This is a genomic window from Streptomyces sp. NPDC001828 (assembly GCF_042892175.1).
Taxonomy (GTDB): Bacteria; Actinomycetota; Actinomycetes; order Streptomycetales; family Streptomycetaceae; genus Streptomyces.
Genome location: NZ_JBIATV010000001.1, coordinates 65,191 through 87,976, shown reverse-complemented (window position 1 = coordinate 87,976; position 22,786 = coordinate 65,191). Strand labels below are relative to the sequence as shown.

The following is a 22,786-nucleotide window of genomic DNA, read 5'->3' as shown; positions in this document are numbered from 1 at the left end:
CGGAGAGGATGTCCGCATGTCAGTCACTTCCAGCAGCGCGCTGCCCCGCCAGGTCGCCGACGCCTATGTCGACGCACTCATCGAACTCGACCCGATCACCGGGAGCTATCTGGGCGTCCGGGCGAGCCACGCCCTCCTGCCCGACTTCTCCCCCGCAGGACAGTCGGCCCTGGCCGACCTGGCGCGCACCACGCTCGCCCGTCTGGACAAGGCCGAGCGCCTGCCCGGCGCCGACAGCGACGCCGAGCGGCGCTGCGGCAGGCTGCTGCGGGAGCGCCTGACCTCCGAACTCGGCGTGCACGAGGCCGACGAGGGCCTGCGCAAGGTGAGCAACCTCAGCTCCCCGGTGCACGAGGTCCGGATGGCGTTCACGATGACCCCGACCGAGACCGAGGAGGACTGGCGCGCCCTCGCCTCCCGGCTGCGTGCGGTGCCCGCCGCCATCGAGGGCTACCGCGCCTCGCTCGAACTGGGCCTCGAACGCAAGCTGTTCGGCGGACCGCAGGCCACCGAGACCGTCATCGGCCAGCTCGGCGAGTGGGTCGACACCGGCTTCTTCGAGGGACTCGCCGCCCCGGGCCCCGAGTCCCTTCGGGCCGAACTCGACGCGGCCGCCACCGGGGCTTCCGCCGCCCTCGCAGCCCTGCGCGACTGGCTGCGCGACGTGTACGCGCCCGGCATCGAGGGCGCCTTGGACACGGTGGGCCGCGAGCGCTACCAGCGCTGGTCGCAGTACTACAACGGCACCGCGCTCGACCTCGACGAGGCGTACGCCTACGGCTGGTCCGAGTACCACCGGCTGCTCGGCGAGATGAAGACCGAGGCCGCCAAGATCCTGCCCGACGCCGGGCCCTGGGAGGCGCTGGCGCACCTCGACGAGCACGGGGCGCACATCGAGGGCGTCGACGAGGTCCGCGACTGGCTGCAGTCCCTGATGGACGAGGCCATCGAGGCGCTCGACGGCACCCACTTCGAACTCGCCGAGCGGGTACGGAAGGTGGAGTCCCGCATCGCGCCGCCCGGCGGCGCCGCGGCCCCGTACTACACGGGCCCCTCCGAGGACTTCTCGCGCCCGGGCCGCACCTGGCTGCCCACCATGGGCGAGACCCGCTTCCCGGTGTACGACCTGGTGTCGACCTGGTACCACGAGGGCGTGCCGGGCCACCACCTCCAGATCGCGCAGTGGGTGCACGTCGCCGACCAGCTCTCGCGCTACCAGGCGACCGTCGGCCATGTCAGCGCCAACGCCGAGGGCTGGGCCCTCTATGCGGAGCGCCTGATGGACGAGCTGGGCTTCCTCACCGACCCCGAGCGCCGGCTCGGCTACCTGGACGCGCAGATGATGCGCGCCTGCCGGGTGATCATCGACATCGGCATGCACCTGGAGCTGGAGATCCCGGCGGACTCGCCGTTCCACCCGGGCGAGCGCTGGACGCCGGAGCTGGCCCACGCGTTCTTCAGCGCCCACAGCAGCCGGCCCGCCGACTTCGTACAGAGCGAGCTGATCCGCTATCTGTCGATGCCGGGGCAGGCCATCGGCTACAAGCTGGGCGAGCGCGCCTGGCTGCTAGGCCGGGCGAACGCCCGGGCCCGCCACGGTGACGCCTTCGACCCGAAGGCCTGGCACATGGCGGCCCTCTCGCAGGGGTCGCTCGGCCTCGACGACCTGGTCGACGAGCTCTCCAAGCTCTGAGGTTCCGGCGGGGGCGGCGCACTCGACGGGCCGCCCCCGCACGGGAGTTCAGCAACCGCAGTCGTCGGCGCCGACCGGGGCGGTCAGCGGGTCGGCGGCACGCCGTTCGCTGCCCTCCCACGTCTCGAAGGCGAAGCCCTCGCGCGCCCAGTACTCGAAGCCGCCCAGCATCTCCTTGACCCGGAAGCCGAGTTCGGCGAGGGCGAGGGCCGCGCGGGTGCCGCCGTTGCAGCCGGGGCCCCAGCAGTAGGTGACCACGGGCACGGACTTGTCCAGGAGCCGCTCGGCCTGTTCGGCGATCAGCGCGGTCGGCAGGTGGACGGCGCCGGGCACATGGCCCTGGTCCCAGGACTCGGTGGAGCGGGAGTCCAGGACGACGAAGCCGGGATCACCTCCGTCGGAGAGGGCCGCGGCCACGTCGGAGACGTCCGCGTGGAAGACGAGGGAGGCCCGGAAGTAGGCGGCGGCGTCGGCGGGAGCGGCCGGGGCCACCCGCAGGACCGGGTTGGCGGGGGCGGTGTGCTGTGTCGTCATGGCTGAAAATCTAGGTGCCGGTGATCCACTCCGGGAAGGAACGATCCCCGGGACAACCCTTGATCCACCGGGGATTTCACGGTTGTCTTGGCGGCATGAACGCGTATTCCCCGGACGCCACCGACTGGCGCATTCTGGAAGCCCTGCAGGCGCGGGGACGGGCCACCTTCGCCGAGCTGGCCCGGACCGTCTCGATGTCGGCGAGCGCCGTCACCGAGCGGGTGCGCCGCCTGGAGGAGGCCGGGGTGATAGCGGGCTACACGGCCGTGGTCGACCAGGAACGCCTCGGCCGGCCCATCCTCGCCTTCGTGCGGCTGCGCTATCCGAACGGGAACTACAAGCCGTTCCACGATCTGGTGGAGGCGACGCCGGAGATCATGGAGGCCCACCATGTGACGGGCGACGACTGCTTCGTCATCAAGGTCAACGCCCGCTCGATGAGCCACCTGGAGGAGATCTCCGGAAGGATCGGCACGCTGGGTTCCGTCACGACGAGCGTGGTGTACTCATCCCCGCTGCCCCGGCGCGCGATCGGCCACTGAGGCCGTCCCCTCGGTCCCGCGCAGCCGCACCGAGGAACCCGTGCGGTCCTTCACCACTTCCAGCTGGGCGGGGATGCGGCGACGCAGGTCTCCCACATGGCTCACGATGCCCACGCTGCGGTCGCGTTCGCGCAGCGAGTCCAGTACGTCGAGGACCTCGTCGAGGGTCTGGTCGTCGAGGCTGCCGAAGCCCTCGTCGATGAAGAGGGTGTCCAGGCGCGCGCCGCCCGCCTCGTCCGTGACGACGTCGGCGAGGCCGAGGGCCAGGGCGAGGGAGGCGAAGAACGTCTCTCCGCCGGACAGGGTCGCGGTGTCCCGCTCCCGGCCGGTCCAGGCGTCCACCACGTGCAGCCCGAGGCCCGAGCGGCCCCTGCCGCCCCGGGCGTCGGAGTGGACCAGGGTGTAGCGGCCGCCCGACATGCGCTGGAGTCTGGCCGTGGCGGCGGCCGCCACCTGTTCCAGGCGGGCGGCGAGTACGTACGACTCCAGGCGCATCTTGCGCTCGTTGTCGGCGGAGGTGCCCGCGGTGAGCCCGGCGAGCGAGGCCACCCGCTCGTACTCCTCGCGCAGCGGGCCGATGCCACGGGTCTCCTCGACGGCCCGGGCGCTCAGGGCGCGCAGTTCCGTACAGCGGGCCCGGGCCGCCGTGAGGGCCGACGCCGCGTCCCGCAGGGCGCGTTCGGCGGCGGCGGACTCGGCTGCCGCCTCCTCGGTGCGGGCGGGCGGGGCCAGCCCGGCCGCGGCCGTCTCCGGCTCGGCGAGGCGCGCGCCGACGGTCGCCTGCTGGTTCTGCCACGCGTCGAGCCGGTGCTGGATGTCCCGCTGGCCGCGCTCGTCGATCAGGGCGGCCGACGCCGCGGCGGGGGTGTCGAAGCCGGCCCGGAACGCCGCCTCGGAGAGCCGTCCGTCGGCCTCCTTGAGCCGCTGGGCGCTGTCCTCGACGGCGCGGACCGCCTCCGCCGCCTCGGCGAGGATGGCCGCGCGGTGTTCGAGCAGACCGGCCTGCTCCGCGACGCTGGCGGCACCCGCCCGCGCCTCGCTCAACTCGGCTTCCAGCGCGGCCTGTTCACGGTCGAGGGCCTCGCGGCTCGCGGTGCGGGCGGCGCTGGTCTCCTGTGCGGTGCGCTGAGCGGCCAGGCGCTGCTCGTACTCGCGCTCCGCCGAGGCGAGCGCGAGCCGGGCCTCGTGCAGCCCTCCCGCCGCCGCCCGCGCGGCACTGTGCTCCTGCTCCAACTCGCCTGCCGCTGCGGCCAGTTCGGCCGCACTCGCCGCGCCCGCCTCGGCCCGGGCGCCCGCGATCTCCTCGCGTACCGAGGAGAGGGCCGCCTCGGCCTCGTCCCGGACGCGCTCCGCCTGGCGGTACGCCCGCTGTGCGGTGTCCTCGGTGGCGCGGTCGACCTGGCCGGTGCCGGGGCGCGCGGGCGCGGGGTGCTCGGCCGAGCCGCACACCGTGCAGGGCTCGCCCTCCTTCAGGCGGGCCGCCAGCTCGGCCGCGATGCCGCGCAGCCGCTCCTCACGGAGCGTCAGCCATCGCTCGTGGGCGGCGTTGGCGCCTTCACGGGCGCTCTCGTGCCGCCTCTCGGCCTCGCTCAGGCGGCCTTGGAGCGCGTCGCGTTCGCGGGCGGCCGCGAGGCGGCGGCGGGCCGGTTCGAGCTGTCCGGCGAGGTGTTCCGCGCGGGCGGCGGCCTCGTGGGCGGCGTCGATCCGGGTCTGGTGGCCGAGCCGGGCGGTCTCCCAGCCCGTGAGCCAGGCCGCGGTGTCGGCGAGGACCTCCTCGTCGGCACGGGCCTGCCGGTCCAGGCGCGAGCGCTCCTCGTCGATCTCGGCGCTGCGCCGCTCGGCCCGGCGGGCGGACTCCAGGGCGCCGAGGTCCTGGCGCATCCGCCGCTCCAGGGCGGCGAGTTGATCGGCTCCGGCGTCCGCCAGGTCGGGGTGCAGCCGTTCCCGCGAGCGGTCCCGCTCGGCCGTCGCGGTGCGGTGGGACCGCTGGGCCTGCCCCTGCCATTCCAGGGCGGGCGCGACCCGTTCGGCCCTGCGGGCCGTGTCCAGGCGGGCCTTCAGCTCCTCCTGCTCGGGGCGGCGGGCCGCCAACTCCTCGGCGCCGGCGCGCGCTTCGGCGTACCGCGCCTGCAGGGCGGCCAGCTGCCGGGCCTCTTCGGCGAGCCGTCGGGCGGCCGCCTGCCTGCTCTCGGCGGCGTCCAGCGCGGCCGAGGTGATGTCGAGGCGTTCCTGGGCCCCGCTGCGCGCGACGGCCGCCCACTGCAGGACGGCGGAGGCGAGGCCGGGGTCTCCGGGCCGGGCGTCGGGCAGCGGCCAGGCGCGCGCCTCAGCGCTGTCGCCCGCGGCCTGCGCCATCCGCTGGGCGAGGGCGAGCAGCCGCTCGTCGCCCTCCTTGACCTGGCGTTCGGCGGTCTTGCGCAGCTCGGCGAGGCGGCCCTCCACGGCGGCGAACCTGCGGGTGTCGAAGAGCCGGCCGAGCAGCTTTCCGCGCGCCTCGGCGTCCGACCTGAGGAACTTGGCGAACTCGCCCTGCGGCAGCAGCACGACCTGGCAGAACTGCTCGCGGCTCATCCCGAGGAGCTGTCCGAGCTCCTCGCCGATCTCCTGGTGGGAGCGGCTGAGCGCCTGCCAGGCGCCGTCCGCCGGGTCGTACTCGCGCAGCCAGGTCTGCGCCTTCTCGGTGGTGAAGCCGCTGCCGCGCTTCTTGGGCCGGTCCTGCTGCGGGCGGCGGGTGACCTCCAACCGCCGTCCGCCGACGGTCAGTTCGAGCAGCACCTCGGTGAAGACGTCCGGTGCGGCGTGGTCGCTGCGCAGCGGCGTGCCGGGGGTCTGGCGGGCGCCGGGAACGGCTCCGTACAGGGCGAAGCAGACCGCGTCGAGCACCGAGGTCTTGCCCGCGCCGGTCGGGCCGTGCAGCAGGAAGAGGCCCGCCGTGGACAGCGCGTCGAAGTCGACCTCCTGGCTGCCCGCGAAGGGGCCGAAGGCGGTGACGCGCATGCGGTGCAGCCTCATCGGGCCACCTCGCGCACGCCGTCGTCCACCCGCACGGCGTCGAACGCCCCTTGCAGAACGGTCCGTTCGCGGGCGTCGGGGCCGCTGCCGCCGCGCACGTGAGCCACGAAGTCCTCCGCGATCTGCTGGTCGCTGCGGCCGCTGAGCCGTTGCGCGTACGAGGCCAGCGGGTCGACGTCGGCCCGTTCGGGGTCGAAGACGAGGCTGAGGGCGTGCGGAAAGCGCGCGCCGATCCTGGCCATGGCGTCGGCGGGGCGCACCGGGTCGGTCAACGTGGCCTCCACCCAGGCCTGTTCGTGCCGGGCCAGGGCCGGGTCTTCGAGGAGCTCCTCCAGGTGGCCGCGGATGCGGGCGAGCGGACGGGGCACCGGGCAGTCGATCCGCTCGGCCGTGACGGCGCCGTCGGCGGCGAGGTCGACCAGCCACATGGACTTGCGGTGGGTGGTCTCGGAGAAGGAGTAGGCGAGCGGCGAGCCCGAGTAGCGCACCCGCTCGGTGATCGTCTGGCTGCCGTGGAGGTGGCCGAGGGCCACGTAGTCCACGCCGTCGAAGACCCCGGCGGGCACGGCGGCCACTCCGCCCACGGTGATGTCCCGCTCGCTGTCGCTCGGCTCGCCGCCGGCCACGAAGGCGTGCGCGAGGACGACGGAGCGGGTGCCCTCGGGGCGGGTCGCGAGGTCGGCCCGTACGCGCGCCATGGCCGCGGCGAGCACCGCCTCGTGCCCGGCCTTGGGCGCGGCCAGCTCGTCGCGGACCAGGGCGGGCTCCAGGTAGGGCAGGCCGTAGCAGGCCACGTCGCCGATCATGACCGGTGTGCCGCAGCCGGCCGGGTCGGTGCGCAGATGGATGCCGGCCCGCTCGATCAGGCCGGCCCCGACGCCGAGCCTGCGCGCCGAGTCGTGGTTGCCGGAGATCATCACCGTGGGCACCCCGAGGCCGGCCAGGCGGTGCAGCGCCCGGTCGAAGAGGTCGACGGCGGCGAGCGGCGGCACCGCGCGGTCGTACACGTCCCCCGCGACCAGGACCGCGTCCACACCTCGGTCACGCACCGTCGCCACCACGTGGTCGACGAACGCGGCCTGGGCGACGAGCAGGTCGACCCGGTGGAAGGACCGGCCCAGGTGCCAGTCCGAGGTGTGCAGGAATCTCATGTTCCTCGAGGGTAACGGTGGGGTACGACAACACGGGCGGCAACGGGGACGTCCACCCTTCCCGGGAGCCTCACACGCCTACCCCTTTTGTCCCTGAAGTCCCTTTCCGAGGGCGCCACATGAGGTTTCCCTTTTGTCCTGGACGTCCCTTTCCTCGCACCTCAGTCGTCCCCGTACGCCTCTCCGCCGAGCTCCAGCGTCGCCGTGCCGGCGGTGGCGTCCGCGAGCCAGGCGCGGAAGGCCTCGACGTCGGCCTCGGGAAGCCCGATGTCGATGGTGACGGCCTCGGCGTACCGCACCTCGCGCACCGCGCGCCCGGACGCTCTCAGGTCGTTCTCCAGCTTGCCCGCGCGCTGGTGGTCGACGGTGACCGTGGCCAGGCGGAACCGACGGCGCACGATCGTGCCGAGCGCGTCCAGAGCCTCGCCGACGACACCTCCGTACGCCCTGATCAGACCACCCGCGCCCAGCTTGACGCCGCCGTAGTAACGGGTGACGACAGCGACGACGTAGCGCATCTCGCGCCGGGTCAGCATCTGGAGCATGGGCACTCCCGCGGTGCCGCCGGGCTCGCCGTCGTCGCTCGCCTTCTGCACGGAGGCGTCGGCGCCGATGACGTACGCGAAGCAGTTGTGGCTGGCCGTCGGGTGCTCCTTGCGGACGCGGGCCACGAAGTCCTGCGCTTCCTGTTCGGTGGCGGCGGGCGCGAGCGCGCACAGGAAGCGCGACCTGTTGATCTCGCTCTCGTGCACGCCCTCTCGGGCGATGGTCCGGTACTGCTCCTGCATTCGACCAGCCTAAGCGCCCCGCGCACCCGGCCCGCCCCGGCGGACCGGGGCAGGCCGGGGCGGGCCGGGTGGTGAAGGTGCCCCGGCCCTGCGTGCGGCCGCGCAGCTTCACCGTGATCGCCACCCACCCGCACCCTGCGGTGGACTCCACGTCGCCGGGTCCTCCGGGGCGGGGCCACCCACACGTTCACGACGGACTGACCGGACGCGCCGGCGTGCCGTCGTGATCAACTGGGGCCCGGCATCCGCACCCCGGGGAGAGGTCATCGATGAGCGCGTGGAACCAGGCACTCGACGCCGCGGGCATCCGCGACCCCGGGCTGCGCGACGACTACACGCGTCAGCGCGAACTGGTCGCCCGCTTCAAGCGCAGCGCCTATCTGGCCGCCCGACTGCTGCTGCCCCGGCCGCTGTTCCCGCACGTGGTGGCCATGACCGCCTTCATGCACCACAGCGACAACCTGCTCGACAGCGGCCCGAAGGAGGGCCGGGCGGCGGCGTACGACGCCTGGGAGCGCCGGGTCCGCGACGCTCTCGCCACCGGCGCCGCCGACCACCCGGTGATCCGCCCCGTCCTCAACACCCTGGCGGCGCATCCCGAACTGCGCGGCCACGTCGAGGAGTACCTCGTGACCGCCCGCGCCGACCTGGACTTCGCCGGGTTCGATACGGAGGCGGACCATCAGGCGTACATCGACGCGTACTCGCTGCCCGCGTTCATGCTCGTGGCCGGTCTGCTCGCCCCGCAGGGCGACAGCACGGAGTTCCGCGCGGCCTGCCGTACCTTCATCGACGCTAGCCAGCGCCTCGACTTCGTCAACGACCTGGCGGAGGACCTCGCCGACGGACGCCTCACCGTCCCGCGCGAGACGCTGGAGCGCCACGGGGTGACCCGCGAGGACCTGGAACAGGCCCGCGATCTCCCCGGCACCCGCGAGCTGATCGCCGCCGTCCTCGGGCAGGCCCGTGCCACTCTCGCGGCCAGCCGGCCGCTGGTCACGATCGTCCCGGCACCCGGAAGGCCCCTCGTGCGCGCGCTCATCTCGTTCGACGAGCTCACCAGCGCGGCCGCCGCCCGCAAGGGCGTGGAACTCCTGAAGGCACCGGCCCGCCCCTCGGCGACGGGGGCCGCGCGGGTGCTGCTGCGGGAGTACGCGCAGGCCCGGAGGCTGCGCCGGGGGCGCACCTCAGGGGCGCCGCAGGGAGCGGCGTCGCGCGGGTGACGGGAAGGCGGACGACGACCCAGCGGCGGCGCACCGCACACCCGGGCCGCACACCCGGGGCCGCTCGCCCGCACCGAACACCCCGGGCCGCACACCCGAACCGCTCGCCCCGGCATGGCGAGTCGGCCAGGACTGCCGCACGGCCGTGCGCGCACGGGCTTACGATCGGCGTCGGCCGCGCCGGTAACGCGTGCGCGGCGCCTGCTCCTGCTCCCGCCCTCGCCCCACTCCATGACCACCAGTCCCCCGAGGTAGCCACGTGACGCCGCTCCCGTCCCCGACCCGGCGCTCCGGCGGCGGGGAGCGGCCCAGCGGCGGCCGGGACCCGTACTACGACAACGCCAAGCTCCTCGCCGTGGTGCTGGTGGTCTGCGGTCACTTCTGGGAGCCGCTCGTCGAGCAGCCGGGGCAGCGCCATCTCAAGGCCCTCTACCTCCTTGTCTACGCGTTCCACATGCCCGCCTTCATCTTCATCTCGGGCTTCTTCTCACGGTCCTTCGACGCCCGGCCGCGGCAGATGCGGCGCCTGGCGACCGGGGTGCTCCTGCCGTTCGTCCTGTGGGGCGCCCTGCTCACGCTCTTCGACAACGCGCTGTCCGGCGCGCACGCGAAGATCCAGCCGCTCACCCCGGTGTGGATCACCTGGTTCCTGATCGCCCTCTGCCTGTGGCGCCTGAGCGCCCCGCTGTGGCGGACCCTGCGCGCTCCGGTGACCGTCGCCACCGTCCTCTTCCTGGCGAGCGGCGCGTTCTCGCTCGGCGCGCAGCTCTCCATCACGCGGGTCCTGCAGTTCCTCCCGGTCTTCGTCATCGGGCTCACCCTGCGCCCCGCTCACCTCAAGTGGCTGCGCGAGACCCGATGGGTGAAGGCGGCGGCCGTGGCGGTGTTCGCCCTGGCCGGCGCGGCGGCGTACTGGCTGGCCCCACGGCTGGGAGCGGGCTGGCTGTACCGCAGCGGCGGTGCGGCCGAGCTCCATGTCTCCTACGTCCACTGGGCCGCCCAGTCCCTCGCCGTCCATGCCACCGGGCTCCTCCTCACCGCGGCCTTCCTCGCCCTGGTCCCCAACCGCCGCACCTGGTACACCGCGCTCGGCGCCGGCACCATGAGCGCCTTCCTCCTGCACGCCTTCGCACGCCAGGCCCTGGTCCACACCCGGAGTTACGACCACCCCGTCCTGCACCACGCGGCCGGCCAGGCCGTCCTCACCGTGTTCTCCGTCGCCCTGGCCCTGCTGCTCTGCACCCGTCCCGTGGCCCGGCTCACCAGGCCGCTCGTCGAGCCGCGCCTCGACTGGCTCTTCGTGCGGGCGCAACCGGCCGAGACCTCCGGCGACGCACCACATGAGGGCGGGCGCACAGCGCCGCCGCACCAGGCGGACGTCGTGGGGCAAGCCCGCCGGAATGACACCGCCGACCCCGCGCGTTGACACCTCAGGACATCCCCGCCACACCCAGGAGAGCGCCGTGTACGCCGATCAGGACACCATCCGCAAGATCCTCACCGACACCGGCGACACCTGGGCCGTGGTCGGGCTCTCCAACAATCGAAGCCGTGCCGCCCACGGGGTCGCGGAGGTCCTTCAGCGTTTCGGCAAGCGAATCGTGCCCGTCCACCCCAAGGCGGAGACCGTCCACGGCGAGCAGGGCTACGCCTCGCTCGACGCGATCCCCTTCCCGGTCGACGTCGTGGACGTCTTCGTCAACAGCGAGCTGGCCGGGGCCGTCGCCGACCAGGCCGTGGCGATCGGCGCCAAGGCGGTCTGGTTCCAGCTCGGGGTGATCGACGAGGGCGCCCTGGAGCGCACCCGGGCAGCGGGTCTCGACATGGTCATGGACCGGTGCCCGGCGATCGAGATCCCGCGCCTGGGGTGAGTTGGACCGGGGCCCGCCCGCATTCGACGAGTGCGGGTATGTACCACTGAATGGCACACGCTCATACTGGCGCCAACCAGACCTAGGGGGAGGCACCAGTTGGGGGAGCTGATTCGTACCCGGGACGGGCGGGACTTAGCGGTTGAGAACTATGGGAACCCGAAGGGCAGACCGGTGTTCCTGCTGCACGGCACCCCGGGGAGCCGGCTGGGCCCGGCACCCCGCAGTGCGGTGCTCTATCGCCTCGGCGTCCGTCTGATCACGTTCGACCGGCCGGGCTACGGCGATTCGGACCGGCTGCCGGGGCGCCGGGTGGCGGACGCGGCAGCCGATGTGGAGGCCATCGCGGACGCCCTGGACCTCGACGAGTTCGCCGTCGTCGGGCGCTCCGGCGGCGCCCCGCACGCGCTCGCCTGCGCGGCGCTGCTTCCGGACCGCACGGCGCGGGCCGCGGCCCTGGTGGGGCTCGCGCCGCGCGACGCACAGGGGCTCGACTGGTTCGAGGGGATGACCGAGTCCAATGTCCGCGAGTACATCAACGCGGCTGCCGGGAAAGGGCAGTTGACCACGGCCCTGGAGATGCGGTCGATCACCATCCGGTCCGATCCGCGGCGCTCGGTGGACGACATGCGGCACGGGCTTCCCAAGCCGGACCGCGGCATCGTCGCGGACGCGGGCATCCGGGCGATGCTGGAGCGCAACTTCGAGGAGGGGCTGCGCAGTTCGGCCGACGGCTGGGTCGACGACGTGATGGCGTTCAGCACCGACTGGGACTTCCGCCTGGAGGCCATCACCGCGCCGGTGCTCCTGTGGCACGGCGAGCAGGACGTGTTCGCGCCCGTCCAGCACACCCGCTGGCTGGCCGAGCGGATCCCGGGCGCCCAGCTGATCGTCGAGCGCGGCGCTGCCCACTTCGGGGCGCTGCGGGTGCTCACCCGCGTGCTGAGCTGGGCCACTTGGTGAGTTCCTGAGGACAGGTGAGCCGGGGAGTGTCCGGGCCGTTGGGCCCGGGCACTCCCCCGCCCGTGTCCGTCACACCGGCTGCGGCTCCAGGTCCCGGTTGATCCGGCGCCAGGCGCGGGCCGCCTCGGCGATGGGGTGGTCCACGCCCAGCTGCTTGGCGGCCGGTTCCAGGATGGAGGCCCGCAGTCGCTGGGCCTCTTCCTCACGGCCCGCCGCGCGCAGGGTGATCGCCAGGTTGGAGCGGCAGGCGAGCACATCGGGATGGGCGGGCCCGAACCGTTCCAACAGGCCCTTGAGCGCGGTCCGTTCCCAGCGCTCGGCCAGGTCGGGCCGGCCCAGGTCGCCGTACGCGTTGGCGAGGTTGATCGCCGCGCACAGCGTGAACGGGTGCCGCGAGCCGAGGACTTCCTCCAGGGCCGCCCGCACGTCCTCGCCGCCCCGCGCCGCCTCCTCCGCGGCGCCGAGGCCCCGCTGGTAGATGTACAGGTTGTTGCGGCAGGCCAGGGTGAAGGGGTGCTCCTCGCCCAGGGTGCTCTGGTAGCCCTCGTAGGCCTGGAGGGCGAGGTCGAGGGCGGCCTGCTTGTCGCCGGTCGCCGAGAAGTCGGCGGCGAGGTTCAGACAGCAGGCGAGGGCGTCCGGCGCCTTGGTCCCGTAGCGGCCGCGGTAGCGGTTGTACGTTTCCTCGGTCAGCCGCTTCGCCTCGTGCGGATGCCCCGCCTTGCGCAGGGACACCGCGAGGCTCTTGGCGGTGCGCAGCGCCTCGGGCACGTCCGCGTTCAGGACGCGCTCGAACGCCGACACCACCGTGCGCAGCACCTGGATGGAGGCGGCGTACTCGCCGCTCTCGCGCAGATCCCTCGCGAGGTGGCCCTTGGTGGTGAGGGTGAAGGGGTGCTCCTCGCCCAGCAGGGCGCTGCGCCGCTCCACCGTCTCCTCGTCCAGCCGGCGGGCCGCCTCGCTGTCGCCGCTGAGCCGGTAGTCGATTGCGAGGTTGTTGGCCGCGATGAGGGTGCGGGGATGGTTCTCGCCGAAGATCTGGCGCAGCCCGTGGTAGATCCTCAGGTCCCGGGTGAGGGCCTCGTCGAACCGGCCGAGCGCGCGCAGGTCGGCGGCGAGGCTGCCGGTGGTGATGAGGATGCTGGGGTGGTCGTCGCCCGGGTGGTCCTTGTGCAGGACGCTGATCTGACGGGCGAGGGTGTCCTCGTCCATCGCCCGGGCCTCCTGGTACTTGCCCTGGGCGCGCAGCGCGTTGGCCAGCTCGAAGCGGATGTTGAGGGTCTGGAGGTCGTTCTCGCCGAGTTCGCGCGTCCAGACCTTGTTGAGCTGGGTGCCGAGCACCCGGGCGCTTTCGAGTTCGCCGCGCTTGAGCAGATAGCGGATGCGGTCGACCATGAGCTGGCGGACCTTCTCCTCGTCGCAGTCGGCGATGCCGGAGGCGCTCAGGTGCGGCCAGATCAGTTCGAAACTGGGCCAGCTCTTGGGGTCGTTGACGGGGTTGTCGCGGTCGACGCCCTCGACCGGGCGGGCCTCGGCGAGGATGCGGTGCACCTCGTGCTTGGCGGTGTCCACCTCTTCCTCGCTGAGCCCGGCCCGCACCGCCGCCTGGACGAGCCGGTGCACCTGGATGCTGCTGTCCGCCGGGTCGACCTTGGCCAGCGCGAAACGGTTCAGCGTCTGGATGACCTTGCCCAGCATGTACCGCTCGCGCAGGTCCGGGTCGTACGGCAGGAGCGACTCGAACATCGAGTCGCTGCCGATGAGCCGCATCGAGATGGGCTCGGCCGAGAAGAACGAGCAGAGCTCCAACAGGCGTACCGCCGCCTTGGATTCGTCGCGCAGGCGGCTGATCGAGATGTTCCAGGTGGCGCCGATCTGCTCCGAGTAGTCCTCGGGCTTGCCGAGCGAGAGGACCTTGGTGCTCTGCTCCCTGAGCTGTTCCACATAGGCGTCGACCGGGGTCGCGGTCTCGGCGAGCCAGGCGGCCGCGACCTCGACGGCGAGCGGCAGGTCGCCGACCGCGTCGGCGACCCGGTCGGCGTCGGCGACGGGCAGCTTGGTGACCCGGCGGCACAGGTGCTCGACGCTCTCGGGCCGGGTGAAGACCTCGACCTCGATGGCCTCCACATGGGTCGAGGCCGGCTTGTTGCGGCAGGTGGCGAGTATGTGTCCGTAGGTCTCGCCCGCGATGGGCTCCACCTCGTCCGGGAGCAGTTTCAGGGCCCGGTCGAGGTCCTCGACGTTGTCGAAGATCAGCAGCCAGCGGGAGTAGGGCGCGCCGCGCCGCAGCGCCTGGAGGGCGGCCGTCGCGGCCTCGGCGACCACGTCGCCGGCCCTGAGGTCCATCTCGGCGGCGAGCTCGGCGAGCGAGGACACCACCCGGTCGGGCTGTTCCGCCTCGATCCACCACACGAGGTCGTAGTCGGCGCGGAAGCGGTGGGCGTACTCGCGGGCCACCTGCGTCTTGCCGACGCCGCCGAGGCCGTAGAGGACCTGCGGGAAGCGCTGGGCGGAGCGGCTGTCCCCGCGCAGTTGGTCGCGCAGCCTCTCCAGGACGGAGGTGCGTCCGGTGAACCAGGCGTGCCGGGGCCGTACGTTCCAGATCTTGGGCACGCTGCCCGGATAGCGCGGCCCCACGGGCGCGGACGCGAGACCCGCGACCGCCTCGGCCCGGTCGAGCGCGTTGAGCACGGCTGCCGCCGCGTCGTTCTCGTCCAGGCGGACGAGGTCGATGACGCCGCGGTTGCTGAGCGGCGGGCTGAGCCGTACGTCGCCGACGCGCACCGGCAGGATGTGGCGGCGCACGCCCGCCTGGTCGAGGCCGCTTCCGGTCTCCCAGGAGCTCCTGGCGCGCTCGGAGTTGAGGTAGGCCTGCGAGACGACGGGCAGGACGCGGTAGCCGACCCCGGAGGTGAACTCGACCTCGGGGGTGCCCGTTTGGGGGGCGCGGACGTCGACCGGCACGACGTGGAAGCCCGCCGTGGTCAGCACGTGCACCAGCCAGTCCGCCCACATCTGGTCCTCGGCGACATGGGTGAGGACCAGGTTGGAGGGCGGCATGGGCCGGCGCCGGGTGTAGGCGGCGACATGGGTGAGCCGGTCGGCCTCGTCGATGGGCGGCAGCGAGTTGACCAGGCCCCCGGTGAGCACGGAGGTCAGGCGTTCGCAGGCGCTGAGCATGGAGCTGCTGACGTTGGGGGCGTCGCCGAAGGTGGCGAGGATCTCCTCGTACGCGTAGAAGGGGCGGTAGGGGACCTCCACCGTGCCCCAGTAGTTGCCGAGCTCCTCGGGGCTCAGGCCGCTGGGGAAGCCGGGGAAGCTCTCGCGGGCCAGCGCGCGGCCGGCGTCCGCCTTCTCCTTCTCGCCGTCGTCGATGCGCATCGGGACGGGCAGGATGCGGATGCGCCGCTCGTGGTAGCGCTCCTCGATGTCACGGGCCACCGCCGAGGCGCCGTCGATGCTCTGGTCGCTCAACGTGAAGCAGACGACGAGGACTTCGGGCATCTGGACGGTGCAGATGTCGGCGATGTCGCTGAGGCCGGTGCGGCTGTCGATCAGGGTGTAGTCGTAGTGCCGCTGCATGTCGTCGCGCATCGCGTCGAAGAACTGGCCGCCGCCGAACCGCTCGTGGAAGTCGTCCCAGTCCATCTTGCCGACGATGGAGGGGTAGTCGCGGTTGCGCCGGCCCGCCGAGAGGAAGTCCAGGCTGCCGCCCTGGGGGAAGTTCCAGTTCAGGGAGGTGGCGTGCGGGCGCACCCGGGCGTAGTCGCGGTGCCAGTCGGGTTCGCGGTCGGCGGGGCGCCGGGCCTCGTCCTGGTAGTCGGTGATCAGGTTGATCAGACCGGGGGTCGCCTCCAGGTCGGCGAGGTCGAGGAAGGGGTGGAAGAACCGGTGCAGGCCGGGCGCCTCCAGGTCCCAGTCCACCGCCAGTACCCGGTACCCGTTGGCCGCCAGGATCCAGGCGCAGTTGGCCAGCGCCATGGTCCGTCCGGTGCCGCCCTTGTACGAGTAGAACGTGACGACGGTCCCGTTGCGGTTCTCAGTCATCTGATGAGCCCTCCGCCTTATCACCGTGGTTCTTGTCCTGGTCCGTGCTCTGACCGCGGCCACTGGGGCCACCCGCGCCGTAGCCGATGCCGCCCGGCAGCACCCGGGGCATCGGCCCACCGCTTCCGGGCGGTGGATAGGTCGGCGCGTTGGCCTCGTAGTGTTTGACCGCCGCCTTCACGGCCCCCGGGATCGCCTTGCTGAAGGCCTCCAGTGTGGGCAGTCCGGCGCTCGGTGTGCGGTGCCCGTCGCTCTCGTCGACCCGGGTGGCGAGCGCTGTGTCGGTCTGCTGCGACAACTCCTCGTTGCTGGCGCGGGTCTGGGGGTCCGCCACGTTGCCGGGGACCATGACGCTGATCCAGGGCCGGCGGCTCGCGCCCAGCTGGTCGAGGAGTTCGCGGCGGCGCCGGGCGTCGAGGGCCCAGCGGTCCAGGAGCAGCAGACCGGGCGCGGGTGGGCCGGAGGCGAGGAGCCGCTGGGGCTCGGCCTCGAAGTCGCTGAGGTGCACGGTGTAGTTCAGGTTGCGTACGACGTCGACGGTGTGGTCGGCGAGCGGTCTGGAGGACGCCGGATGGTAGGGGTTCCAGTCGAGGGCCTCGGTGCCGTAGCAGTCCGGACTGCGTCCGGTGGGGAGGCTGGAGCGCGAGCAGGCGAGGACGGAGACCTCCATTTCCCGGGCGGGCCCGCCGGCCGGACCGAAGGCGGGCGGCACCTTGGCGTAGTCCTGGTGCGGGTCGCCGGGTTCCAGCTGGGTCTGCTGGGCCACGCTCACGATGCGTTTGGCCAGCCGGTAGACGGCGCGTTCGTACTGGTCCCGCAGGTAGTTGAGTTTGATGAGCCCGTAGAAGCCCTCGTCGGCGTACTCGTCGCCGAAGGTGGCGTGGTTGAACTGGAGCCGCTCGGCGGGCTGCGGCAGCCCTCGCGTCGGCACGGGCACCCATAGCGCGGGCACTATTCCGGTGACGGGGTTGCTGTTGTTGTTGCTGCTGCGCGCGTTCTGCGCGGCGGCGCGGCTGGAGAAGGCGAACCACTCCCGGCCGCACTGTTCGCTGAGGAAATAGCGCGGCGAATAGAGCGGTACGAACACCTTGCAGAAGGCCAGCGCCTCCGAGAGCCGTTCCTGCCAGCCCTCGCCGGGCTGCATCTGCTGATCCATGAAGCCGGCGCTGCCGGCCGGGAGGGGCGTCAGCTGCATCACATGGGCGCAGAGGTCCCGGAAGAAACGCTGGACCCACAGGTTGGGGTCCTTGTCCTTGGGGTCGCTCTTCGGCGTGTGCGCGTAGCTGAGGAAGAAGTATGGCTTCTGCTCGTCTCCCCCGGCCCCCACTGATCCCTGCACCACTGTCTCCCCCGGTCCAAGTGGATGGGACCTCAGTGTAGGAACGGAGGATTCTCCGGCGGAACAGAACGAACAAACCCATTGGCCGATCCACTCGCCGGGTTTCGATCAGATCATGACCGGAATCATGCGGAGCGCGGCGAGTGGATCAATCAAATGGGGGGAGAATTCGCTCAATTCGCAGGTGAATTCACTCGGCGCCGCCTTCGGCACGGGCCTTCCAGGCCGTGCGATGACGCCGTGCGGAGTCCTCCGCGGCGGTGAGCGCGCCCGCCGAGACGGCTTCGTCGCGCCAGCCCGACACGGTCTCGCCCATGCGTCCGACGAAACGTTGCCCCAGGTCGGTGAGGGATCCCGAGCCGAGCAGCACCTCGACGGCCTCCGCCGTCTGCTGCCGCCAGCGGGCGAACTCGGCCTCGGCGGCGCCGCGTTCGGCCGCGAGCCCGGCCGTCTCGCGGCGCACCCGCCAGAAGTCGGTCACCGCGATGTGGGCGTACGTTCCCTGGAGCAAGCCGCCGATCGGCCGGGGATCCTCGCGCCAGGGGGCGTAGTAGCGGTCGCGGTCGGCCTTGTCGTACAGGTCGACCGCGTCGAGGACGGCGGCGAGCTTCACATGCTGGAACTCGTGGACGATCAGCAGGGCGAGCTGTTCGGGCGAGGCGGGCCGGGCCACCCCGATCGCGCCCCAGGCGTCCTTGCAGGCGGCGCTGACATCGCTGCCGTCCGGCGCGTGCAGCGGCGTGATCAGGCGCAGCCCGGCGGCCACTCCGTCGGCGTAGGCGGGCAGTTCACGCCGGATCAGCGACCAGGCGCCGGTCAGGTCCTCGGACCACAGCTTCGCCTCGTCGGCCGCGAGCCGCTCGGCGACGGGCCACTCGTGGCAGTCGCGCAGCGGGTCGGTGTCCTCGATGGCCACGCTCCAGCCCTCGCCCGCGAAGAGGCGTACGGGGTGCCAGTGCGGAGTCAGGCCGTCCACGCCCTCGTGCCATCCGATGTCGAGCCGGCGCGCACCGGCCCGCACGGTGAACCCCTCGGCCCCCGCGCTCACTTCGGCGTGGTGAGCGGAGGTGCCGAGCCGTACGCTGCCGAACCCGGGCAGCCTCAGCGTGCCGGCGCGCAGCGGCACCGTGACGCTCCGGCCGAGCCGGGCGCGCAGAGCGGCGGTGGCCGCGATCTCGGCGAGGCCCGCGGCGGGTGCCACGCGGCCTTCGAGCACGCCGAGCGCCCAGGGCCGGGTGTAGGGGTGGGCGAGGACGCCGGCGAGTTCGTCGGGCACCTCGGCGTCGAGCTGGGTCAACAGCTCCCAGGCGGCGGCGGCTTCGCGGTCGGACGGGGCGATGCGCTGCTCGCTGACGGCGGCGAGCAGCTCCTGGTTGATGTCGAGCTGGGCGGCCGCCAGCCGCGTCACGGTGTCCGCGCCGCCGAACCCGGCGGCCAGCGCGTCGAAGTCGCCCTGGTCCAGCGGGAGTTCGGCCGGTGTCGGCGTCGGTGCGGGCACGGCCGCCTCCCGGTCCCGGATGGTGGTGACCAGGGCGAGCAGGTCGGGGCAGAACACGGAGGGATTGTCGAACCCGTCGCCGGTGCGGTAGCGGTGGGCATAGAGGCCGCCGCCGCAGGACTGGACGACCGGGCAGTCGCGGCACTGCTCGCAGAGCTGCTCGACGCCTTGCTGGCGGGCGAGCATGCCGGGGTGCTGGAGGACGTCGTCGAGCGAGTGCGTAAAGACGTCCATGCCGGTGGCCGGGGCCCCGTCGTACGACGTCTTGAGGCTGTCGGCCTGCTCGAAGGTGCCGTCGGTCTCGATCACGACGAGGTCGGCGGGCGCGAGGCCGAGCGACTCGGTGAGGCTGCTCTCGCCGCGCAGGGTGCGCAGCACGGAGTCGAAGATGCGGACCGGCACGGGGCGCCCGGCCGCGTCCCAGCGTCGGTAGACCGCGTCCAGCCAGTCGGCGTAGGGGGTGGCCGCGCCGCCGGGCCGGGGCGGCGGGGTGTCCCAAGTGGCGTGCGGCAGAAGGAAGTCGATGCGCGGGGGCGAGAGTGCGACGAGGGCGTCGTAGACGGCGACCGGGTCGTTCTCTACGTCGATGGTGCACAGCAGTCCGGCGAACAGGCGCCGGTAGCGCGGGCGGTTGAGGAGTTCGACGGCCCGGACGACCTTGGCGTGGCTGCTGCGGCCGTCCGCGTAGCGGCGGTGGCGGTCGTTGGCGGCCTTGTCGCCGTCGAGGGAGACGCCGACCTTGATGCCGAGTTCCAGGAAGAGTTCGCAGAACGTCTCGTCGAGCAGCACGCCGTTGGTGTGCATGCGCAGGTCCAGGGCACTCACTCCGCGCAGGGCCCGCTGGAGTTCCTCGGCGGCGCGGCGCAGCCGCTCGGGGCCGGCGAGCAGGGGCTCGCCGCCGTGCAGAACGACGTGAACGGTGGGGAGTCGATGGTGTCGGGCGTGCTCGGCGATACGGTTCGCCACCTGGGCGAGGATCTCCTCCGAGACGGCGCGGGGCTTGCCCCGCCAACTGGTGTCCGCGTGCTCGTAGACGTAACAGTGATCGCACGCCAGGTCGCATCGGCTGTGCACCTTCAGCACGAACTGCGACAGGGCAGGCGGAATCGGCCGGTCCATGGGTTGAGTCGTTCCGCCCGTCAGAGCGCCGACTGGAAGGCGGACGCGGCGGGGACCGTGGGGTTCCCGTACGCCGCCATCACCCGGGCCAGATTCACCGGAGCCCGGCCGGCGCCCTGCGCCGCCGCCCGCTGCACCAGGGTGAGCCACTGAGGGGCCGGCCTGTGGGGGGCGGGGCCGGGCCGTTCGGCCGCCGAGACGAGAGCGTCCACGTGAGCGCCTTTCGGGTCGTCGCGCCGTTCTCGCAGCGGGGTCTTTCTGGATCACTGCGGAGACACGGCTCGGAGAACGTGCATGGGTTCTGGTACGTCGCGCAATTCGGCCGCACGCCGTGCCCATGTGCGCTCAAGCGCCACGAGCGACTGGTCCGGCCACTGCCGCCTCCCCGGGACACCACAACTGCCTTGGCCCGTGCCCAGGTTCGGCGTTGGCGCGGAATCCACTCGCACGAGTGGTTTCGTCCAAGGTGAACTCCGCTTTTCGTCGCCCCCCGGAGTCGCGAGAGTGACGATAGCCAGCCTCCACCCGACGCGGCCCCCATTACCAGATACAGGGCCAAAATCGTCCAGAAGGTGATGTTGAACCGGTCAGGGTCCACCATCAACGCTAACAGGCCCTCGGGGAAAGGCCGTTGAGGCTCTCAGCGTTCGAACGGGACCGAGATGGCCATCGTCATGCTGACCGGCTCCGAGCCCGCATTGCGGTACGTGTGCGCGGCGTTGGCCTCGAAGGAGGCCGAATGTCCGGCGGGGACCGCGTAGTCGACGCCGTCGACGGCGAGGGTGAGCGTGCCCTCGGTGACGTGGAGCAGCTCGACGGTGCCCGCCGGATGCGGGTCCGAGTTGCTGCCGTCGCCCGGCATCAGGTGCCAGTGCCACATTTCGAGCGGGCCCGGCGCCTCGGTCCCGGCGAGCAGCGTGTTGTAGCTCCCCCGCTCGGTGGACCAGAGCCGGACGGCCTGGTCGGGCGGGACGATGCGCACCTTGGGGCCGCTCTCGTAGTCGAGCAGCGTGGTGATGCTCACGCCGAGCGCGTCACCGATCTTCACCACGGTGCCCACGCTGGGATTCGTCCGGGCCTGCTCGATCTGGATGAGCATGCCGCGGCTGACTCCGGCCCTGGTCGCGAGCGCGTCGAGGGTGAAGCCGCGCTCGGTGCGCCAGCGCTTGACGTTGCGGCCCAGTGACTGGGTCAGCAGTTCGAGGTCCGACACGTTCCGTCCATGAGGTGGGCCCCAGCGAGGCCGTCCAATATTTTTGATGACAGAGTTCAATACAGCGCACTATGGTGCGGTGCAAGCCATTGATCTCCTGTGCCACCGCACTGTACTGCGAGGCCCCCATGACAGCACTGTTCGCCCTGGCCACCAGCCTCCTGTGGGGCCTGGCCGACTTCGGCGGCGGGCTGCTCACCCGGCGGATGCCCGCGCTGACCGTCGTGGTCGCCTCGCAGACGCTGGCCGTGGTGGTCCTCGGCGCGGTCGTCGCCGCCACCGGCGGATGGCACGAGGCGGGCCCGCAGCTCTGGTTCGCGGTGGCGGCGGGCGCCGTCGGCCCGGTCGCCATGCTCAGCTTCTACAAGGCCCTCGCGCTCGGCCCCATGGGCGTCGTCTCGCCGCTCGGCTCGCTCGGCGTGGCGGTGCCGGTCGGGGTCGGGATCGTCCTCGGCGAACGTCCGGGCCTCCTGCGGTTCGCCGGGATCGCGGTGGCGGTGATCGGCATTCTGCTCGCGGGCGGCCCGGAGTTCCGCGGCACCGCGGTGCGCCGCCAGGCCGTGCTGCTCACCCTGCTCGCCGCCTTCGGCTTCGGCACGGTGATGGCCCTGATCTCCGAGGCGTCCACCACCGTGACCGGCCTCTTCCTCGCCCTCTTCGTGCAGCGCGTCACCAACGTGGCGGTCGGCGGCACCGCCCTGTTCGTCTCGGTACGGCGCGGCGCCCGGGCGCTGCCCGAGGAGGGCGGGTCCCGCGCGGTGTGGCTCGCGCTGCCCGCGCTCGCCTTCGTCGGCCTCGCCGACGTGGCCGCCAACGGGACGTACTCGATCGCCGCCCAGCACGGCCCGGTCACCATCGCGGCGGTGCTCGCCTCGCTCTACCCGGTGGTCACCGCGCTTGCCGCGCGCGGGGTCCTCAAGGAGCGGCTGCGCGCGGTGCAGGCGGCGGGCGCCGGGCTCGCGCTGGTCGGCACCGTGCTGCTCGCGAGCGGCTGATCAGGCCTCTTCGGGCGCCAACTCCGCGATGGCGAGGAGCTGTTCGGGGGTGACGCCCTCCGGGATGGGCACCGGCGCCGGCGTGCGCAGCGGCGGCTGCCAGCCGTTCTCCTCGTCCCAGGTCCGTACGATCCGCGCGGGCGCCCCGGCCACCACCGCGTGGTCGGGCACCTCGCCGCGCACCACCGCGCCCGCCGCCACGACCACGTTGCGGCCGAGCCGGGCGCCGGGCAGCACCACGGCTCCGGTGCCGAGCCAGCAGCCCGGCCCGATCTCCACCGGCTCCATGCGCGGCCACTGCTTGCCCACGGGCTGGCGCGGATCGTCGTAGCTGTGATTGGTCGAGGTGATGTAGACGTACGGGCCGCAGTACGTGTCCGAGCCGATGCTGACCGTCGTGTCGGCGATGACGTGGCTGCCCCGCCCGAGTACGACACCGTTGCCCAGGGTCAGGATCGGCTCGGCGCCGAGGTCGAGGCCGGGCATCATCCCGGCGGTGAGAGTGACCTGTTCGCCGATGATGCAGTGGTCGCCCAGCTCGATCCAGGGCTCGCCGAAGACCGTGCCCTGCGGGAAGGCGAGGCGGGTCCCGGAGCCGATCCTGCGGAAGCGCAGCCTCCCCGGGTGCTCGGCGGTGACCGCGCCCGCCTCCTTGAGCAGGGCCCAGCCGCCGTGCACCGCGCGGGAGGCGATGCGGCGCCGCCAGGCGGTCAGCGACGAGAACGTGTTTCTGTTCTTGGGCACCCGCTCACGGTACTCACCGCCGACCCGGCCGATCAGGGCCGACGCCTGTGATCTTCC

At 72.6% G+C, this 22,786-nt stretch carries 17 protein-coding genes; 7 read left to right on the top strand and 10 right to left on the bottom strand.

Going from position 1 to position 22,786, the window contains the following annotated elements; genetic code table 11:
• Window positions 1-16 precede the first annotated feature (16 nt).
• Window positions 17-1,693 (top strand): DUF885 domain-containing protein, encoded by a 1,677-nt coding sequence (locus tag ACFYZA_RS00415; protein WP_388485909.1) that lies wholly within the window; start codon window positions 17-19, stop codon window positions 1,691-1,693.
• A gap of 48 nt (window positions 1,694-1,741) precedes the next feature.
• On the opposite strand, the gene ACFYZA_RS00410 is transcribed toward ACFYZA_RS00415, so the two are convergent.
• Window positions 1,742-2,227 carry a rhodanese-like domain-containing protein gene (locus ACFYZA_RS00410; RefSeq protein ID WP_382587285.1) on the bottom strand — a complete coding sequence of 162 codons (486 nt, stop codon included), beginning with the start codon at window positions 2,225-2,227 and terminating at the stop codon, window positions 1,742-1,744.
• A 95-nt stretch (window positions 2,228-2,322) separates the two neighbouring features.
• Here ACFYZA_RS00410 and ACFYZA_RS00405 point away from each other — a divergent pair, with 95 nt between their 5' ends.
• Window positions 2,323-2,769, top strand: coding sequence for an Lrp/AsnC family transcriptional regulator (locus tag ACFYZA_RS00405; RefSeq protein ID WP_382587282.1), 447 nt, complete (start codon window positions 2,323-2,325; stop codon window positions 2,767-2,769).
• On the opposite strand, the gene ACFYZA_RS00400 is transcribed toward ACFYZA_RS00405, so the two are convergent.
• The 3 genes from ACFYZA_RS00400 to ACFYZA_RS00390 all read right to left on the bottom strand — a co-directional run bounded on the left by ACFYZA_RS00400 (window position 2,734) and on the right by ACFYZA_RS00390 (window position 7,720).
• Entirely contained in the window at window positions 2,734-5,781 is a 3,048-nt protein-coding gene (locus tag ACFYZA_RS00400) for an AAA family ATPase (protein WP_388485906.1), read from the bottom strand. The genes ACFYZA_RS00405 and ACFYZA_RS00400 overlap by 36 nt on opposite strands.
• Complete coding sequence (locus ACFYZA_RS00395; protein WP_388485904.1) at window positions 5,778-6,932, bottom strand: exonuclease SbcCD subunit D; 1,155 nt, start codon at window positions 6,930-6,932, stop codon at window positions 5,778-5,780. Before ACFYZA_RS00395 ends, ACFYZA_RS00400 begins: the two co-directional genes overlap by 4 nt.
• Before the next feature lie 161 nt (window positions 6,933-7,093).
• Window positions 7,094-7,720, bottom strand: coding sequence for a YigZ family protein (locus ACFYZA_RS00390; RefSeq protein WP_388485902.1), 627 nt, complete (start codon window positions 7,718-7,720; stop codon window positions 7,094-7,096).
• Window positions 7,721-7,989: 269 nt separating this feature from the next.
• On the opposite strand from ACFYZA_RS00390, the gene ACFYZA_RS00385 reads away from it, so the two are divergent.
• The 4 genes from ACFYZA_RS00385 to ACFYZA_RS00370 all read left to right on the top strand — a co-directional run bounded on the left by ACFYZA_RS00385 (window position 7,990) and on the right by ACFYZA_RS00370 (window position 11,777).
• Complete coding sequence (locus tag ACFYZA_RS00385) at window positions 7,990-8,943, top strand: squalene/phytoene synthase family protein (RefSeq protein ID WP_388485900.1); 954 nt, start codon at window positions 7,990-7,992, stop codon at window positions 8,941-8,943.
• A gap of 259 nt (window positions 8,944-9,202) precedes the next feature.
• Window positions 9,203-10,369 carry an acyltransferase family protein gene (locus ACFYZA_RS00380; protein WP_388485898.1) on the top strand — a complete coding sequence of 389 codons (1,167 nt, stop codon included), beginning with the start codon at window positions 9,203-9,205 and terminating at the stop codon, window positions 10,367-10,369.
• Window positions 10,370-10,406: 37 nt separating this feature from the next.
• Window positions 10,407-10,814, top strand: a complete 408-nt coding sequence (locus tag ACFYZA_RS00375) for a CoA-binding protein (RefSeq protein WP_388485895.1) — start codon at window positions 10,407-10,409, stop codon at window positions 10,812-10,814.
• 99 nt (window positions 10,815-10,913) lie between these two features.
• Entirely contained in the window at window positions 10,914-11,777 is an 864-nt protein-coding gene (locus ACFYZA_RS00370) for an alpha/beta fold hydrolase (protein WP_388485892.1), read from the top strand.
• A 69-nt stretch (window positions 11,778-11,846) separates the two neighbouring features.
• Here the strand turns inward: ACFYZA_RS00370 and fxsT are convergent, their stop codons facing one another.
• The 5 genes from fxsT to ACFYZA_RS00345 all read right to left on the bottom strand — a co-directional run bounded on the left by fxsT (window position 11,847) and on the right by ACFYZA_RS00345 (window position 20,990).
• Window positions 11,847-15,821, bottom strand: coding sequence for an FxSxx-COOH system tetratricopeptide repeat protein (fxsT, locus tag ACFYZA_RS00365; RefSeq protein WP_388485890.1), 3,975 nt, complete (start codon window positions 15,819-15,821; stop codon window positions 11,847-11,849).
• A complete protein-coding gene (locus ACFYZA_RS00360; RefSeq protein ID WP_382587147.1) occupies window positions 15,814-17,160 on the bottom strand; it encodes a TIR-like protein FxsC in 1,347 nt (448 codons plus the stop codon). The genes fxsT and ACFYZA_RS00360 overlap by 8 nt, the downstream gene beginning before the upstream one ends.
• 190 nt (window positions 17,161-17,350) lie before the next feature.
• Window positions 17,351-19,777 carry an FxsB family cyclophane-forming radical SAM/SPASM peptide maturase gene (locus tag ACFYZA_RS00355; RefSeq protein WP_388485888.1) on the bottom strand — a complete coding sequence of 809 codons (2,427 nt, stop codon included), beginning with the start codon at window positions 19,775-19,777 and terminating at the stop codon, window positions 17,351-17,353.
• 20 nt (window positions 19,778-19,797) lie between these two features.
• Window positions 19,798-19,989 carry a hypothetical protein gene (locus ACFYZA_RS00350; protein WP_388485886.1) on the bottom strand — a complete coding sequence of 64 codons (192 nt, stop codon included), beginning with the start codon at window positions 19,987-19,989 and terminating at the stop codon, window positions 19,798-19,800.
• A gap of 428 nt (window positions 19,990-20,417) precedes the next feature.
• Entirely contained in the window at window positions 20,418-20,990 is a 573-nt protein-coding gene (locus ACFYZA_RS00345; protein WP_382587139.1) for a helix-turn-helix domain-containing protein, read from the bottom strand.
• Window positions 20,991-21,118: 128 nt separating this feature from the next.
• Between ACFYZA_RS00345 and ACFYZA_RS00340 the strand changes: the two genes are divergently transcribed.
• Window positions 21,119-21,985 carry an EamA family transporter gene (locus ACFYZA_RS00340; RefSeq protein WP_388485884.1) on the top strand — a complete coding sequence of 289 codons (867 nt, stop codon included), beginning with the start codon at window positions 21,119-21,121 and terminating at the stop codon, window positions 21,983-21,985.
• On the opposite strand, the gene ACFYZA_RS00335 is transcribed toward ACFYZA_RS00340, so the two are convergent.
• Window positions 21,986-22,729, bottom strand: coding sequence for an acyltransferase (locus tag ACFYZA_RS00335; RefSeq protein ID WP_382587133.1), 744 nt, complete (start codon window positions 22,727-22,729; stop codon window positions 21,986-21,988).
• Window positions 22,730-22,786: the final 57 nt, after the last annotated feature.

Excerpts from the sequence above, each read along its gene's own strand:
- fxsT (WP_388485890.1), bottom strand. The coding sequence starts at position 15,821 with ATGACTGAGAACCGCAACGGGACCGTCGTCACGTTCTACTCGTACAAG.
- ACFYZA_RS00390 (WP_388485902.1), bottom strand. The coding sequence starts at position 7,720 with ATGCAGGAGCAGTACCGGACCATCGCCCGAGAGGGCGTGCACGAGAGC.
- ACFYZA_RS00355 (WP_388485888.1), bottom strand. The coding sequence starts at position 19,777 with ATGGACCGGCCGATTCCGCCTGCCCTGTCGCAGTTCGTGCTGAAGGTG.
- ACFYZA_RS00405 (WP_382587282.1), top strand. The coding sequence starts at position 2,323 with ATGAACGCGTATTCCCCGGACGCCACCGACTGGCGCATTCTGGAAGCC.
- ACFYZA_RS00385 (WP_388485900.1), top strand. The coding sequence starts at position 7,990 with ATGAGCGCGTGGAACCAGGCACTCGACGCCGCGGGCATCCGCGACCCC.
- ACFYZA_RS00415 (WP_388485909.1), top strand. The coding sequence starts at position 17 with ATGTCAGTCACTTCCAGCAGCGCGCTGCCCCGCCAGGTCGCCGACGCC.
- ACFYZA_RS00340 (WP_388485884.1), top strand. The coding sequence starts at position 21,119 with ATGACAGCACTGTTCGCCCTGGCCACCAGCCTCCTGTGGGGCCTGGCC.
- ACFYZA_RS00400 (WP_388485906.1), bottom strand. The coding sequence starts at position 5,781 with ATGAGGCTGCACCGCATGCGCGTCACCGCCTTCGGCCCCTTCGCGGGC.
- ACFYZA_RS00410 (WP_382587285.1), bottom strand. The coding sequence starts at position 2,227 with ATGACGACACAGCACACCGCCCCCGCCAACCCGGTCCTGCGGGTGGCC.
- ACFYZA_RS00395 (WP_388485904.1), bottom strand. The coding sequence starts at position 6,932 with ATGAGATTCCTGCACACCTCGGACTGGCACCTGGGCCGGTCCTTCCAC.